The sequence below is a fragment of the Cognatishimia coralii genome (genome assembly GCF_037478305.1).
GTDB lineage: Bacteria > Pseudomonadota > Alphaproteobacteria > Rhodobacterales > Rhodobacteraceae > Cognatishimia > Cognatishimia coralii.
Window position 1 is genome coordinate 132,601 of record NZ_JBBGAZ010000008.1, and the last position, 14,600, is coordinate 147,200.

At 57.2% G+C, this 14,600-nt stretch carries 14 protein-coding genes; 6 read left to right on the top strand and 8 right to left on the bottom strand.

Annotated elements, in window-relative coordinates; genetic code table 11:
* The first annotated feature begins 36 nt into the window (after window positions 1-36).
* From WG622_RS14280 to WG622_RS14290, 3 genes are all read left to right on the top strand, one after another.
* Entirely contained in the window at window positions 37-414 is a 378-nt protein-coding gene (locus tag WG622_RS14280) for an RNA-binding S4 domain-containing protein (RefSeq protein WP_339404231.1), read from the top strand.
* A 45-nt stretch (window positions 415-459) separates the two neighbouring features.
* The gene (gene fdxA / locus WG622_RS14285; protein ID WP_209356910.1) at window positions 460-798 is read left to right on the top strand and encodes a ferredoxin FdxA; all 339 of its coding nucleotides are present in this window, start codon (window positions 460-462) and stop codon (window positions 796-798) included.
* Between the two features lie 295 nt (window positions 799-1,093).
* On the top strand, window positions 1,094-1,600 hold the full coding sequence (locus tag WG622_RS14290; RefSeq protein ID WP_209356909.1) for a CarD family transcriptional regulator: 507 nt from the start codon (window positions 1,094-1,096) through the stop codon (window positions 1,598-1,600).
* Between the two features lie 95 nt (window positions 1,601-1,695).
* On the opposite strand, the gene WG622_RS14295 is transcribed toward WG622_RS14290, so the two are convergent.
* Entirely contained in the window at window positions 1,696-2,427 is a 732-nt protein-coding gene (locus tag WG622_RS14295; protein ID WP_339404232.1) for an adenosylcobinamide-GDP ribazoletransferase, read from the bottom strand.
* Window positions 2,428-2,522: 95 nt separating this feature from the next.
* On the opposite strand from WG622_RS14295, the gene cobT reads away from it, so the two are divergent.
* Window positions 2,523-3,533, top strand: coding sequence for a nicotinate-nucleotide--dimethylbenzimidazole phosphoribosyltransferase (cobT, locus tag WG622_RS14300; RefSeq protein WP_339404233.1), 1,011 nt, complete (start codon window positions 2,523-2,525; stop codon window positions 3,531-3,533).
* Here the strand turns inward: cobT and WG622_RS14305 are convergent.
* Both WG622_RS14305 and WG622_RS14310 read right to left on the bottom strand, forming a co-directional pair.
* Window positions 3,530-5,395 carry a cation:proton antiporter domain-containing protein gene (locus WG622_RS14305; protein WP_339404234.1) on the bottom strand — a complete coding sequence of 622 codons (1,866 nt, stop codon included), beginning with the start codon at window positions 5,393-5,395 and terminating at the stop codon, window positions 3,530-3,532. The genes cobT and WG622_RS14305 overlap by 4 nt on opposite strands.
* A 12-nt stretch (window positions 5,396-5,407) precedes the next feature.
* Window positions 5,408-5,863, bottom strand: coding sequence for an Lrp/AsnC family transcriptional regulator (locus WG622_RS14310; RefSeq protein WP_339404235.1), 456 nt, complete (start codon window positions 5,861-5,863; stop codon window positions 5,408-5,410).
* 147 nt (window positions 5,864-6,010) lie between these two features.
* On the opposite strand from WG622_RS14310, the gene hppD reads away from it, so the two are divergent.
* Complete coding sequence (gene hppD, locus WG622_RS14315) at window positions 6,011-7,105, top strand: 4-hydroxyphenylpyruvate dioxygenase (protein ID WP_339404236.1); 1,095 nt, start codon at window positions 6,011-6,013, stop codon at window positions 7,103-7,105.
* Between the two features lie 60 nt (window positions 7,106-7,165).
* On the opposite strand, the gene WG622_RS14320 is transcribed toward hppD, so the two are convergent.
* The gene (locus WG622_RS14320; RefSeq protein WP_339404237.1) at window positions 7,166-7,444 is read right to left on the bottom strand and encodes a hypothetical protein; all 279 of its coding nucleotides are present in this window, start codon (window positions 7,442-7,444) and stop codon (window positions 7,166-7,168) included.
* Between the two features lie 123 nt (window positions 7,445-7,567).
* Entirely contained in the window at window positions 7,568-9,703 is a 2,136-nt protein-coding gene (locus tag WG622_RS14325; RefSeq protein ID WP_339404238.1) for a hypothetical protein, read from the bottom strand.
* Between the two features lie 155 nt (window positions 9,704-9,858).
* Between WG622_RS14325 and WG622_RS14330 the strand changes: the two genes are divergently transcribed.
* A complete protein-coding gene (locus WG622_RS14330) occupies window positions 9,859-10,545 on the top strand; it encodes an SIMPL domain-containing protein (protein WP_339404239.1) in 687 nt (228 codons plus the stop codon).
* A 178-nt stretch (window positions 10,546-10,723) separates the two neighbouring features.
* On the opposite strand, the gene WG622_RS14335 is transcribed toward WG622_RS14330, so the two are convergent.
* The 3 genes from WG622_RS14335 to WG622_RS14345 all read right to left on the bottom strand — a co-directional run bounded on the left by WG622_RS14335 (window position 10,724) and on the right by WG622_RS14345 (window position 14,132).
* Complete coding sequence (locus WG622_RS14335; protein WP_339404240.1) at window positions 10,724-12,016, bottom strand: O-acetylhomoserine aminocarboxypropyltransferase/cysteine synthase family protein; 1,293 nt, start codon at window positions 12,014-12,016, stop codon at window positions 10,724-10,726.
* Window positions 12,017-12,102: 86 nt separating this feature from the next.
* Entirely contained in the window at window positions 12,103-13,077 is a 975-nt protein-coding gene (locus tag WG622_RS14340) for a sterol desaturase family protein (RefSeq protein WP_339404241.1), read from the bottom strand.
* A 65-nt stretch (window positions 13,078-13,142) separates the two neighbouring features.
* Entirely contained in the window at window positions 13,143-14,132 is a 990-nt protein-coding gene (locus tag WG622_RS14345) for a GT-B fold glycosyltransferase domain-containing protein (protein ID WP_339404242.1), read from the bottom strand.
* Between the last annotated feature and the right edge of the window lie 468 nt (window positions 14,133-14,600).

Here is a 14,600-nt window from a genome sequence, read left to right on the forward strand (position 1 = left end):
GCGCGCTTTCGGGCGCGCCATTTTCAGGACAGCAGGATGACCGACGCCCCCGCCAAACTTCGAATAGATAAATGGCTCTGGCACGCGCGGTTCTTTAAAACTCGCACTTTGGCGGCCAAAGTCGTGTCTGGTGGTCACGTTCGCGTCAACGGACAGAAAATCAGCAAGCCGAGCCACGCTGTAACCATTGGCGATGTCTTGACCTTTCCACAGGCCAAGCGTATCCGCGTGGCGCGTATTGAAGCTTTGGGGACGCGTCGTGGACCTGCTTCTGAGGCTCAGGCGCTCTATTTTGATATGACCGAACCCGAGAAGAAAACTCCGGCAGGGGTGAGTTTTGAGGGAAAAGGTCGCCCGACCAAACGCGATCGACGCAATCTCGATCTTATGAAATCCCGGCCGCTTGAAGAATAGGCCGCTTTGAATTAGCTAGAGCGCGAAAGCTCAGGAATTACGCCCATGACCTATGTCGTCACCGAAAACTGCATCGCCTGTAAATACACCGACTGTGTCGAAGTCTGTCCTGTGGATTGCTTCTACGAGGGTGAGAACACGCTGGTGATCCATCCGGATGAATGCATCGACTGTGGCGTCTGCGAACCTGAGTGCCCGGCAGAAGCGATTTCGCCAGATACTGAGCCAGACATGGAAAAATGGGTCGAGTTCAACCGCAAATACGCGGAAATCTGGCCGGTCATCATCTCTAAGAAAGACCCGATGCCGGGCTATGAAGAGCGTGATGGCGAAGAGGGCAAGATGGAGAAATACTTCTCTGAGGCGCCCGGTGAAGGCGGCTAAGAATCGATTCTTGGCCTCGATTCGCTGCGCAGCGGCATGATTCTGGCAAAAATCACCTGGCTAACCCCCTGATTGTATTCCGATAAACCGGCAATCATGCTGCGGGTGCTTTGAAATGGTCAGTTTTTATGCTATGTTTTTGTGACATATGAATAGGACCACCTGATACCATCCCTTAGGCTCTGAGCCATCGGATGGTTTTTTGCGCCAAAATGAAGCCCTGGGCGGAATGCCGATTTCCGCACATGTGTTTTTTTCGCTGCGTGGTTTTGGCTCTTGTAGGATGAAGTACTGAATGAGCAAGAAAAAGAACGAATTCCGCCCGAACGACTTTGTCGTTTATCCTGCGCATGGCGTGGGTCAGATCGTCTCCATCGAGGAGCAAGAGATCGCGGGCATCGACCTGGAACTCTTTGTGATTTCCTTTGAAAAAGACAAGATGACCCTGCGGGTGCCGACACATAAGGCGACCGCGATTGGTATGCGTGGCCTAAGCTCTCCTGACGTGATCAGCCAGGCGATGAAGACGCTGAAGGGCAAAGCCAAGGTCAAACGCGCGATGTGGTCGCGTCGGGCTCAGGAATATGAGCAAAAGATCAACTCTGGCGATCTGATCGCGATTGCCGAGGTTGTGCGCGATTTGCACCGCACCGACGATCAGCGCGAGCAGAGCTATTCTGAGCGTCAGCTTTACGAAGCCGCTCTAGAGCGTTTGACCCGCGAAGTTGCGGCTGTGTCTGGCGGCGACGAAGTGCTGGCGGCCAAGCAGGTCGACGAGGTTCTGACCGCGCGCGCTGCGTAAGTCTTTCCTGTATCAGATTTGAAGAACCGCGTCCTTTCGGGCGCGGTTTTTCGTTGCGCGGCTGCGCTTTGAGTATTTTTTGGCAAGATGAAAGCCTAGGCGAGCACCATCAACAAAACGATTGCCGTGATCTGTTGCGTCGCGCCGAGGACGTCTCCGGTCTGACCGCCGATTTTGGTTTTGGCGAGGACAGCCATGCCGGTTGCGGCGAGGGCTCCGAAGATCAGAAGTGGGATCGTTGTGAGGCCGATCAGCAATAGCGAAAGGACAGAGGCACCTGCGATGGCGAGGGCTGCGGTTGCCATATCTGGCCGACCTTGGGATTGGCTGAGGCCGGTGTCGCGCGCGTTTGGCAGAGCGTGCATCAGAGCGGGCATTGCGCTGCGGGATAGGGTTTCGATGGCGATCAGGGGAAAGAACCACCAACCGCCGTCGATCAACAGCCAGACTGCGGCCCAGCGGGTGATCAGGCTGAGGATCAGAGCGATGACCCCGTAAGCGCCTATGGCGCTGTCTTTCATGATCTCAAGGCGGCGCGCAGGATCCCAGCCGCCCCAGAAACCATCAGCCGTATCGGCGAGACCGTCTTCGTGCATGGCACCGGACATGAATGCCGTCGCGGCGAGATATATCCCCGCCGCCAGCATCGGATCGACGCCCAGCCACATCGCGATGGCCGTCATAAGCGCCGCGCATGTGCCCAAAACGGTGCCCGCGAAGGGATAGGCCCAGCTTGCCTGCGCAGTACGGTCGAATTCTGCTTTCACCGGAAACCGCGTCAGCAACGCCAGTGCCGTTGCGACATCTTTGAATTGCGGGGCTGACATGTCGTGACTTTCCACCTGAATGTCCCTTATGGACTTGTGATCACCTGACACTGCGCTAAAGAACTTGTCAACTTACGGGGGATAGAGGGACGACCATGACTCAGGCTTTTTCAACACTCGCTGAATTCCGCAGCCTTCTGGCGAGTGCGCCAGCGTCTGACGGCGCGGCCTATGGCGCAGCTGAGGAGCGCAATGGCCAGTTGACGAAGCCTCCGGGATCTTTGGGGCGTCTTGAGGAACTGGCCGTTTGGTATGCGGGCTGGCGCGGGGATGCTAAGCCTTCGATTGACGCGCCTCAGGTGATTGTATTTGCCGGAAATCACGGTGTGACGGCGCAGGGCGTGTCTGCTTTCCCGGCGGAAGTGACCGTTCAGATGGTCATGAATTTTCAGCACGGCGGGGCGGCGATCAATCAGCTGTCCAAAGCGGCGGGCGCGACGTTGGACGTGCACGCCTTGGATTTGGACAACCCGACGGCGGATTTCACCCAAGGCCCTGCGATGAGCGAGGCTGAGGTTGTTGAGGCCCTTTTGACCGGATGGAATGCGGTGGCCGAGGGCACCGATCTTTTGGTCGTTGGCGAAATGGGGATTGGCAATACGACGTCAGCAGCGGCGATTGCCCATGCGCTTTATGGCGGTGAGGCCGAGGATTGGGTTGGTCGTGGCACTGGCGTCGACGATGCAGGGCTCGCGATCAAAGCGCGGGTTGTGCGCGAAGGCGTTGCGGTGAACGCGGATCGCAGCGGTCTGGAAGTGTTGCGCTGTCTGGGTGGGCGCGAGCTGGCTGCGATGGCGGGTGCGATTGCCAAGGCGCGGGTTGCGCGTATTCCAGTGGTTCTCGATGGGTTCATCTGTTCTGCGGCAGCGGCGACTTTGGCGGCCGAAGAAGGCAGTGCGCTCGATCACTGTGTGGCCGGTCACGTCAGTGCCGAGGCGGCGCATTTCAACGTACTGAAGAACCTCGGCAAAGAGCCGCTTTTGGCGATGAACATGCGTCTTGGCGAGGCCTCTGGCGGCGCGCTGGCGATCAATATCGTGAAATCCGCGGTTGCCTGTCACTCGGGTATGGCGACCTTTGCCGAAGCGGGCGTGTCTGCAGGCTAAGGGTCTTTGCCGATCTGAGCTGTGAGGACGGTCTGAAGCTCGGCCTCAAGCTCCATCGCTTTGTCGATATAGGGTTTGTTCTGCGAGCCCGGGATGTCCTCGCGCCACAGAAGCGCGAGCTCTCGGACGGCGTCACGGTCGTGGTGGTAGAAGGCTTCTTCGGCCATGGCTGCCTCATACTCCGTGAGGCCCATGTTCTCGAGCACATAGCGACCGGCGCGCAAGCTGCTGTCAAACATCTCGCGGACAATGTCATTTGCACCGGCCTGGAACAGTTTAAACACGGTCGGGCGATCCGTCGCGCGGGCGATAATATGCAGGTCGGGCCGTTCTTTCCGGGCGTGTTTCACAAGGCGCAGCGCCGAGGCCGGGTCGTCGAGCGCAATCACCAAAACTTTTGCATCCTTCAGACCCGCCGCGCGCAGAAGGTCAGGGCGGGTCGGGTCTCCGACATAGGCGCGGACGCCGAAACGGCGCATGGTTTCAATGGTCTCGAGGTTGCGGTCAAGGACCACTGTCTTGAAGCCCGAGGCGCGCACAAGGCGGTTCACGATCTGGCCGAACCGACCGATCCCCGCGATGATCACCGGGCCGAGCTCGTCGATTTCATCAGGCTCGTGGTCTTCGTCTGCGTCCTGCATGCGCGCTGAGAGCAGCTCATAGAGGATGAACAGGAGCGGCGTGATTAGCATCGAGAGCGCGACGACCAGCAAAAGTGTCTCTGACAGGTCTGTTGGCAGAACATTGGTTTGCAGGGCAAAGGAAATCAGCACGAAGCCAAATTCTCCGGCCTGCGCGAGCGCCAAGGCAAAGAGCCATTGATCGCGGCCCCTCAGGCCAAAGGCGCGGCCCAGGATAAACAGGATCACCATTTTGATTGCGATGACCGAGAGCGTCAGTCCGAGGATATTCAGAGGATCCTGAAACAATGTCGGGAAATCGATCTGCGCGCCGACAGTGATGAAAAAGATCCCCAAGAGCAGGCCCTTAAAGGGCTCAAGGTCGCTTTCCAGTTCGTGGCGGAATTCCGAATTCGCGAGGACCACACCTGCAAGGAAGGTTCCGAGCGCCGCCGAGAGCCCTACAAGCATCATCAAGAATCCAATGCCGACCACGATCAAGAGGGCCAGCGCCGTATACATCTCGCGCAGGCCTGCCTTGTCGATGAAGCGGAACATGGGACGCACGAGATAGATGCCTGCAAGGATTACGCCGCCCACCACTCCGATAGTGACAAGCGTGACGCCCCAGCTCGGCAGGCCTTCGACGATGGACAGGGTCGCATGGTGATCGTCGTGATGGCCACCCAGCGAAATAGAACCATCGGCGGCAATCTCTGGCACAATGGGCAGCGCCAGCAGCGGCAAAAGCGCCAGCATCGGGATCACGGCGATGTCCTGCATCAAGAGGACTGAAAAGGTCGAGCGGCCTCCGGGCGTTTGCATCAGCCCTTTTTCGTCGAGTGTTTGAAGGACAATTGCTGTGGACGACAGGGCAAAGATCAAGCCAACGGCCAGCGCGATTGACCAAGCATAGCCCCATTGGCTGAACAAGACCCAAACCGCAGCCGTTGTGAGGGTGATCTGCAGCCCCCCAAGGCCAAGCAGTTTGTGGCGCATGTCCCAAAGCGCGCGAGGATCCAGTTCAAGCCCGATGATGAACAGCATCATCACAACGCCAAATTCGGCAACATGCTGCAGGCTTTGGGTTTCGTCGCTGCCCATCAAACCCAGCACGGGGCCGATCATCACCCCCGCCATCAAATATCCCAGAACCGACCCCAGCCCCATGCGTGAGGCCAGCGGCACAGCGATCACCATCGCAACAAGGAAGATCGTGGCTTGGTAGAGAAATACGTCCATGATGGGCTTTCTTTAAGTAGGCAGGGGCGCGTCGCGTTTGAGTTGGTCCATGACGATCTGGCTTTGCACGCGGCTGACAGCCTCATGCGGTAAGAGCACCTCGTGGATCAGACGGTTCAGCGCCGAGAGATCTTCGCAATAGACACGCAGCAGGTAATCTGCGTCCCCTGTCAGGGTCCAGACGCTGGTGATTTCAGGCCGAAGCGAAAACAGGCGGTTGATTGAGGTGCTTTGGTTCGGGCCGTGGGTGGACAATTGCACCTGCACAAAAGCTTGAACCGTCAGTCCGACACGGATCGGGTCGATCTTGGCGGCATAGTTTTGAATGTAGCCCTCTGCCTCAAGCCGTTGCCTACGACGCCCTGCCTGGCTGGTCGAGAGATTGAGCTGCTCGCCCAACTGCTGCGCCGTCAAATGGGCGTCATTTTGCAGGGCAGACAGTAGGTTTTTGTCGGTTTGATCAAGCATGATGCGAGTTTTGCGCGTAATTTTGCAGATTTATTTAAATCATACGCGGATAATATAATTATTGCACGCAATTTTGCGGATTTTGCGCTCTGACGTGCGCGTAGATTGGATGAAACACCCGTAACACGTAATATATGGAGCTGCCCCATGGGTCCTTTCCCACATGACGCCCCCCGCGCCGAGATTTCTGATTTTAACCCGGCTGGCACCGATGGCTTCGAGTTCGTCGAATTTGCGCACCCAGAGCCGCAGGAACTGCGCGAGCTGTTTGCACGCATGGGCTATGCGCATGTGGCCAACCACAAGACCAAAGCCATCGAACTTTGGCAGCAGGGCGACATCACCTATGTGCTGAACAACGAACCCAACAGCTTTGCTGCGCGTTTCGCAGAAGAGCACGGGCCTTGCGCCTCGGCGATGGCATGGCGCGTTGTGGATGCACAGAAAGCCTATGAGCATGCTGTGTCCAAAGGCGCCAAGCCATATGACGCAGTTGACAAAACCGTTGATTGGCCTGCAATCGAAGGCATCGGTGGGTCTCTGATCTATTTCACCGATCAGTATTTCGACACATCGCCCTATAACGAAGAGTTCGACTGGACCACGCAATCCAAGCCTGAGGGCGACGGGTTCTTCTATCTCGATCACCTGACCCACAATGTGTTCAAAGGGAATATGGACGTTTGGTTCAAATTCTACGGCGATCTTTTCAACTTCCGTGAGATCCGTTTCTTTGACATCGAAGGCAAATTCACCGGCCTGTTTTCCCGCGCGCTGACCAGCCCTTGCGGCAAGATCCGTATCCCGATCAACGAAGATCGCGGCGAGACCGGTCAGATTGTCAGCTATCTGAAGAAATACAAAGGTGAAGGCATTCAGCATATCGCAGTTGGCTCAAACGACATCTATAGCTCGACAGATAAGATCGCGGACAAAGGTCTTAAGTTCATGCCGGGCCCGAATGAGGCCTACTACGATCTGTCCTATGAGCGCGTGAAGGATCACACCGAACCCAAAGACCGCATGATGAAGCACGGCATTCTGATTGACGGCGAAGGCGTTCTAAACGGTGGAGAAACCAAGATCCTGCTGCAGATTTTCTCCAAAACTGTGATCGGCCCGATCTTCTTTGAATTCATTCAGCGCAAAGGCGACGATGGATTTGGCGAAGGCAACTTCAAAGCTCTGTTTGAAAGCATCGAACAAGAGCAGATCGACACTGGCGAGTTGGTGGCCGAGTAAGCCCGATCTCGCTTAGCATGCAGAAACGGCCCGCGTCTGACTAGGACGCGGGCCGTATCGTTATTTGCCTAGAGCGTTGCGGATTGCGCTCACCACGGCCAGTACCACGCCACCGCCAACGCCGCCGCTGACCAGCTGTCCGATGATCGACATAAGGTCCATGCCACCACCTCCAGCAAGGGCGCCAGCGCCTACCATTGACAGAGTAGAGCCGCCAAGTCCGCCGCCGAGGATCCCGGCAATCGAGTTGATGACAGTTCCTTGGTTGATGTTCTTGATGGCTCCGCCCGCGACATTGCCGCCGATAGCGCCTGCGATCAGGCTGATGATGAGTTCCATGGTATTCCCTCCATTGGGCAGGCCATAGGGCGCTGCGTTTCCCTGGGAATCTTAGACTCATGACTATTAGCAAGAACGGGAAAAGATGCGCTAGATTTCCCCCCGAAACAGGCGGCGGCGATTTCAGCCTTTTGGCAGCGCCAATACGATGCTTCGGCTACCTTTCACGTACCGCAGCTCGCTTTCGCCGATGGCTGACACACGTCCCCCATCCAGCCGATCTCCGACTTTGACTTTACGATAGCGGCCAGTCGAAAGACGTACCAAGGCACGGCGGTCGCTGGACGTGCCATAGACGCCGATCAGATTGATCTTGCGCAGGTTGATCGCATTGGTCTGTGTAGCAGACCGCGCGACAGAGGCCGAGCTTGGGATCGACGCGGTTGTGACCTGAGCCGGTGGCACCGCGACAGCGGCGAGTTGTTCCTGAACCTTCGCGGCTTTGGCTTCAAACCCATTCGGACGCAAAGCGGGGCGCAGGCTGGAAAGGACGGCCTGGTTGGTTGCGCCTTCAAGATCGGTTGGATCGATAGAGGCGACCACAGCGGCAGCGGCTTCTAACGCGGGATCGTCGGGCCGCAAGCGCGGCCGCAAGCCCGCAAGCTCGGAAAGGGTGCTGCCGCCCAAGGTCGCGCGTTCGTTTTGCTCAACCAGATCGCCGGGGCGCGCTTGTGGGCGCAGGCTTGCAAGTTGCTCAAGTGCGGGATCGTCTGTGCGTTCCGGCGTGACAATAACGACAGCATCACGGCTCGGGAAAGACGCGGGCACGACCGCTGGCTTGCCTGCGAAAACGGTAATCCATTCCGGCGTCAAAGCGCCTTCGCGCGTGGCGACAACTAGCCCGCGTTCATCGAATTCGATCTGGGTACCTGCTGGCAGCGGATCATATTGCACCGGCAAGCTCAGATCGCTTTCAAAGCTTTCGATCTGCGGCAACGCAATGGCATCGTGGGTTTGTTGGGAGACCTCGAAAGAGCCAACGTAAATTCCCTCTGTCCCTTCCGTCACTGGCAGGCTTGGTTGACGGGGTGCGAAATCCCAGATGCCTGTGGCGGCGTAGCGCGCTTCGGCCTCAAGCGAGGGTTCAATCGCCGCTTCAACGGGATCATAGATGCCATCGTCTTCGAGCGCTTCGATCTCAGCGCTGTCGGTGATTGTTTCGGGCGAAACCGGCGCGAGAGGTTGTGTCTCGACCTCCGGATCGGGCAGGGCTGCGACCTGGGTTGTTTCCTGGCTTTGCCAGAGCGTTGCGACTCCGTCCTCTGTGAACAGGGCAGCCCATGTGACGGCTGCTGCCAAAATCACGACGAAAAAAGCGATCAGATAAAGAGAGATCACCTTGTGCCGCGGCAGGTCTGACATCGGATGGGATGTTACGCCCACAAACGACTCTTGCCGTACCTGAGGTGCGGGATTTGCGACCTCAAGGGCCGGAACCATGGCGCCTTTTGGATGCGCTTTCAGCCCGGCGGCCAAAGTGGCCGGATCAAAGCGCGGGGTTTTGTCAGACAGGTTTGGTGTCGCGGCAGGCGTGGTCGGAGGGGCGACAATCGTGTCTTGCGTGACCAATGGGTCCGCCTCTGTGGGCGCGACTGGGTCTGCGATGGGCGTTAGCGGTGCGAGGGGTTCTTCCTGGCTGGGACGTCTGCGCGACGCAAATGACGGAGCTTCCTCAAAAGTCGCGGGTTTGCTGTAGAGCGGTTTGAAATCAAAAGGAGCGCCTGCACCAGAAATTTCAACGGCGAGGATATCGGGTTCTGGATATTCATCAGCCTCAAGGAATTGTCCTGCGACACCTGTTGCACCAAAAAACGGCTCTCCGTCAAATTCGTCACCGGCGGGAATGGCGACAAAGCTGACCGGCGCAAACCCGTGTTCTACGGCAAAGGCTTCGGCTTCGCGCAGCGTGTCGATGGCGACAGCGGCGACCTGAAAGACGTCATCAACCTCGGTGAAATCATACGAAAGTTCGCTGACCGCATAGGGCGTGGCTCCGTCCAGTGCGGCCGCGACTTGTGCTTCAGCGTCGTCTTCGGTGGCCGCGACATTCAGGTATTTGATCTGATCATTTGGCAGGATCAGTTTGCAGGCCGCCGGGCCGTCAACCAATGCTTCACCTTCAGCGCGCAGTTCAGCCAGCGCCGCACCAAGATCGCGGTGATCCAGAGGCACGTCGCCCAGCAAATGCCACCCCGTTTCTGCGCGACACAGCAACGTGATGCCTTCCATAGAAAGGGATAAGGCAAAATCGGGCTTCATAACTAAGTTCTGGACCTAAACTTACGAGGGTATGGGGTCTAACGCGCAAACTTTACAGCAGGAAGCCGCCGAGGCAAAGCAAAAGCGGTTGATCTGCGGCGCAATGCGCGTTGCAATGCCGATCGGGGATGCTTCGGTTACTTGGAGGCAATCATATGTTGAAAATTCACTCTTGGGCTCTCGCTTTAGCACTTGCCGTGCCGTCGTTTGGTTTGGCGGGCGAGATCGTTGTGCAAGGGCAGGGCTCGGTCGAGCAAGCGCCGGATATGGCAACGATCACACTTGGCTCGCAGTTCGCGGCGAAACAGGCGGATGATGCGCTGGATCAGGTGAGCGAGGCGACAGCTACGGTTTTGGCAACGCTGACCGAGTTGGGTGTAGAGGCGAAGGACGTGCAGACCAGCGGACTCTACCTGAACCCAGTGTGGGACGACAGTTATAACCGCCACGGCGGGCGCAACATTCGCGGCTATTCTGCGGGCAATACGGTCCATATTCGCGTACGCGATTTAGAAAAGCTGGGCGGGTTGCTGGATCAGGTCGTCGAGGATGGGGCCAATACGTTCAACGGCTTGAGTTTTGGACTGCAGGATTCCACCGACGCCAAAAACGAGGCGCGTCGCCGTGCAGTTGCTGATGCGCGCGCGAAGGCTGAGCTTTATGCGGAAGCAGCGGGCGTTTCGCTGGGCAAGATTATTGAGTTGACGGATAGGGTGACCTCCTCGCCGCAGCCGATGTTTATGGAGCGCTCGGCGATGGTCATGTCAGATGCCGTTCCGATTGCCGAGGGAGAGGTCTCGACCTCGGCGCGGGTCACGATCACATTTGAGATTGCAGAGTAAGGACTGGTGCTCGGAACAAGGGCCAAAGGCCCGCCGAGCACAGCGCCGGACCGGTCCCGAAGGGCCGGCGCTTTGGCGTGTGTTTTGCGTTTAAGAAAAGTCGGACGGATTTTGCCACTATAAAATGGCTATAACTGACGTCACAGCGCCGACCCACCGGACCGGCGCTGTGCTCGGCTTACTTACCCGCGGCGTTCAGCGCGCGATCCAGATCACCTTTGAGGTCTTGAATATCCTCAATACCAATAGACAGACGCACAATGCTCGGGCCTGCACCGGCTGCGGTCTGTTGCTCAACCGTCAACTGGCGGTGCGTGGTCGACGCCGGGTGAATGATCAACGAGCGCGCGTCGCCAAGGTTGGCCACATGGCTAAAGATCTCGAGGCTATCGACCAGTTTGACACAGGCGTCATAGCCGCCTTTCAGCGAGATCGTGAACAAGGCGGACGCGCCTTTCGGGCAGATCTTGGCCATACGAGCATAGTAGGGCGACGATTTCAAACCTGCATAGGTCACATAGTCCACCGCGTCATGACCCTCGAGCCATTCCGCAAGATCGGTTGCGTTCTCCACATGGCGCTGCATCCGCAGAGACAGGGTTTCGATCCCCATCAATGTATAATGCGCTGCCTGTGGGTTCATCGTCATGCCCAGGTCGCGCAAACCAATGGCGATGGAGTGGAAGGTGAAGGCCAGAGGACCAAAGGTCTCGTGGAACTTCAGGCCGTGATAGGCGGGCTCTGGAGCGGACATGGACGGGAATTTGTCATTGGCAGACCAGTCAAATTTCCCGCTGTCCACCACGCAGCCGCCGGTGACGGTACCGTTGCCGGTCAGATATTTGGTGGTGGAATGCACAACCAAGGTCGCGCCAAGGCTGATTGGGTTACACAGGTACGGCGTCGCGGTGGTGTTATCGACGATAAGAGGGATGCCTGCGTCGTCTGCCACCGCTGCGATGGCCGGAAGGTCTGCGATATGGCCGCCGGGGTTGGCGATGGATTCACAGAACACCGCACGAGTGTTTTCGTCGATGGCCTCAGCCAATGCCTCGGTGTCGTCGATGTCGACGAATTTCGCGCTCCAGCCAAAGCGTTTGATGGTCTGGCTGAACTGAGTGATCGTGCCGCCATACAGACGGTTGGAGGCCACAACATTGCAGCCCGGCTGCATCAGAGGAAACAGCGCCATGATCTGTGCCGCATGACCCGAAGAACAGCAAACCGCGCCGACGCCATTTTCCAGCGTCGCAATGCGTTCTTGCAAGACTGCAATCGTCGGGTTGGTCAGGCGGGAATAGATGAACCCCACTTCTTGTAGGTTAAACAGTGCAGCCGCGTGGTCAGAGTCGCGGAACACAAAGGCCGTGGACTGGTGGATCGGCGTTTGTCGAGCCCCTGTCGCAGGGTCTGGCCGCGCGCCTGCGTGAATTTGCAAAGTATCAAAACCGTAGGTAGGTCCGTCGGTCATCGTCATCCTCCAAAACTGTTGGTAAATGTGTAGGCGGCAGGGCGCGGGCTTTCAATGGCTTGTTTGCGAGGGCGCGGCGCGTCGCCTTAGTCCAAAGGGCGGGTGCGGGTCTTGAGGCGCTCTTTCATCATCGCATCGCCCGCTTCGGTACCGTCGTGAAACGTACCAAAGAGCTTGTCCATCGGGATCTCAAGCGTGCCGTAGTTCACTTCAAAGAACCGGTGGTGCATCTGGTGATGGAAGTTCCCCAGATGCAGCCGCTTTTTGCCGTTGCGCCAAAGGCCTTCGAATCCCGAATGGGTCACGATGGCGTAAAGCCCAAAGAACATAAGGTGACAGATCACATGCACTGGATGCGTCGGCACGACGAAATGGATCAACGCCGTGCCGAAATAGAGCAGGTGTTCGACGGGGTGCATCGACAGCCCAGACCACGGCCCCACATCCGTATTGCGATGATGCAGAGCATGAAAGCGATAGAGCAGGCGGCTGTGTAGCAGGCGATGGACGCCATAGAAATAGAGGCTCTCCCACGGCGGGATCAGCAGAAAGATCGCGATGAACCAAATCGGCCCATCCGACCAAGACCACATTGGCGCCAGTCCGTTTGCCATGGCCCAAAGGATCAGCGCTTCAAACATCGTCCAAATCGTGACGCCAGAGGCCAGCGCCCAAAACACATTGTCGAGATATTGATCGCCAAAGGTGAACATCCGCCCTTTACGGGGATAGGGGCGCGGGTCGTATTTCTTGGCGCTGCCCTGCCATTTCCAACGATAGAGCACCAGATGCAGGCCCTGTGCCAATAGTGTGACAATCACGAGATTGCGCAGCCAGATGCCCAGGATCCAAAGGCCGGGTGTGGCTGCTGTGTTAAGGCTCGGGCTCGCAAAAAACCACAGAGCAATGGATAGCCCCACGATCATCAAGCTGACCGTCATGGGGAACCATCCACGCCACCACCAGTCAAAGGCCGCGCGCAGGTTCAGCGGCCACTGCCACAAAGGGTTCACCTTTAGGGGCAGGGCGTCAGGGACATGGTTCCATTTGCTGCGGGACATGAGGCGGGCTCCGGTCTGGATTGATACAGACTAGGGGGCGCTCTGAGTTGCGTCAAATCCGCGGCCTATCGCATCCAAAACCCAGCTTTGCGGATCTTATTGCGGATGGCCTTTTCCTTGCGCGGTAGGTTCTCGCGATCAAACATGGCGCGCACCTTGTGACCGCGCCCGTGATAGACCATGAATTTGATCGGATCATATTGCTTCAGGATCGGTTTAAGCGCCTTGTCCTTTGCAACGGATTCTAGAACTTCAACCACGCGGTCGCCTTCCTTGGCATAGAGCAGCGGGAACATGCGGTAGTGGCAGGTGATATCTCCATCCATCAACCCCTTGGGCAAGGCGTCGCGTTTGCCGCCGAAGGAATGAATAACAAGGGGTAGGGCGACTTGATCGAGCCAGGGATCCAGCGACTGGCAGATAAGTTCCCTGGGTGGGTTGTCGCGGATCTCGATTGCATAGTCTAAGAACCGCGCGCCAAATTCATGCGGGCAACGGTAATAGAAGAATCCCGCATTGAAATAGAGATAGCGCCGCCAGTATTCGTCGGGCTGGCTCAGATCGAGAGAGCTTTCAAAGTCGAGGCCAAAGCGATCGTAAAGCGACTGCCAGATCTCAGTATAACCCGGTCCGTAGAGTTCGGGTGTTGGCCAGGTTCCTTCGACTCTTTGGGACGCGCTGGGTACATCAAAGTCGAAAGGCACCTTGGTCAGATCACCTAGGATCAAGGTGTCCGTGTCTAGGAACAGAAAGGGTTCGCCTTTGGGTAGGGCCTTGAGCGCTTCGATTTTGTTGCCATAGGGGTAGTCCGCACCAAACTGCGTGCTGTCAAATTGGACTAGCTCTGCGCCCAGCTCGTTGAGGATCTCTCGATGCTTGGCGTTTGTGATCCCGCGCGCTCGAGGCCAAAGCGGGCCAGGTGCGGGTTCGGCCACATAGATCTTTCCTTCGAAACTGGGTGCGTTCATCCGCAGGGACGCGATCAACAATATCGCCTCGAACGTCAGGCGACCGGATTGACCTATAATAAGGATATTGAAGCCTGCCGCTGCCATGGTCTGTTACTCGTGCCGGTATATTTCGGGCAGGGTACGGCTTTTGCAACGCTTTGGGGAGGGTGGAATTTGTCGTTCTTTTTCCACATCGCTTATGGCGAGTCTGTGGATAACGCTGCAACGCGGCATCATTTTGCGATTCACAAAGGGAAAGAGACGATATCAGCATGTGTTGTCGAAGTGTGGCTGCGCCTAAGGTTATGATTTTTATTGGTTTTCGTAAAAAATTCAAAAAAGAGTCAAAAAGGTGAAAAAACCGCTTGCGGGTTCTCGGCACTAAGCATAGAACGCCCCTCACCGGAGCGGCGGCGACGCGGTTCTGGACAAATTCTTGAGGTTAGTGAGGCGGGGCGCGCCGGAAGTTAGGGCGCATCTGGTCTTGTTTGTCTCTTCGGTTGGTTTTTTAGCTGGCCACGTTTTTTGACATTGTGATGATATCGAAGAGATATGCGGGCGGTTTGGTTTGTA

What these genes read in the sequence shown, in the direction of transcription:
- WG622_RS14280 (WP_339404231.1), top strand. Translation starts at nt 37, where the DNA reads ATGACCGACGCCCCCGCCAAACTTCGAATAGATAAATGGCTCTGGCAC.
- fdxA (WP_209356910.1), top strand. Translation starts at nt 460, where the DNA reads ATGACCTATGTCGTCACCGAAAACTGCATCGCCTGTAAATACACCGAC.
- WG622_RS14290 (WP_209356909.1), top strand. Translation starts at nt 1,094, where the DNA reads ATGAGCAAGAAAAAGAACGAATTCCGCCCGAACGACTTTGTCGTTTAT.
- WG622_RS14295 (WP_339404232.1), bottom strand. Translation starts at nt 2,427, where the DNA reads ATGTCAGCCCCGCAATTCAAAGATGTCGCAACGGCACTGGCGTTGCTG.
- cobT (WP_339404233.1), top strand. Translation starts at nt 2,523, where the DNA reads ATGACTCAGGCTTTTTCAACACTCGCTGAATTCCGCAGCCTTCTGGCG.
- WG622_RS14305 (WP_339404234.1), bottom strand. Translation starts at nt 5,395, where the DNA reads ATGGACGTATTTCTCTACCAAGCCACGATCTTCCTTGTTGCGATGGTG.
- WG622_RS14310 (WP_339404235.1), bottom strand. Translation starts at nt 5,863, where the DNA reads ATGCTTGATCAAACCGACAAAAACCTACTGTCTGCCCTGCAAAATGAC.
- hppD (WP_339404236.1), top strand. Translation starts at nt 6,011, where the DNA reads ATGGGTCCTTTCCCACATGACGCCCCCCGCGCCGAGATTTCTGATTTT.
- WG622_RS14320 (WP_339404237.1), bottom strand. Translation starts at nt 7,444, where the DNA reads ATGGAACTCATCATCAGCCTGATCGCAGGCGCTATCGGCGGCAATGTC.
- WG622_RS14325 (WP_339404238.1), bottom strand. Translation starts at nt 9,703, where the DNA reads ATGAAGCCCGATTTTGCCTTATCCCTTTCTATGGAAGGCATCACGTTG.
- WG622_RS14330 (WP_339404239.1), top strand. Translation starts at nt 9,859, where the DNA reads ATGTTGAAAATTCACTCTTGGGCTCTCGCTTTAGCACTTGCCGTGCCG.
- WG622_RS14335 (WP_339404240.1), bottom strand. Translation starts at nt 12,016, where the DNA reads ATGACCGACGGACCTACCTACGGTTTTGATACTTTGCAAATTCACGCA.
- WG622_RS14340 (WP_339404241.1), bottom strand. Translation starts at nt 13,077, where the DNA reads ATGTCCCGCAGCAAATGGAACCATGTCCCTGACGCCCTGCCCCTAAAG.
- WG622_RS14345 (WP_339404242.1), bottom strand. Translation starts at nt 14,132, where the DNA reads ATGGCAGCGGCAGGCTTCAATATCCTTATTATAGGTCAATCCGGTCGC.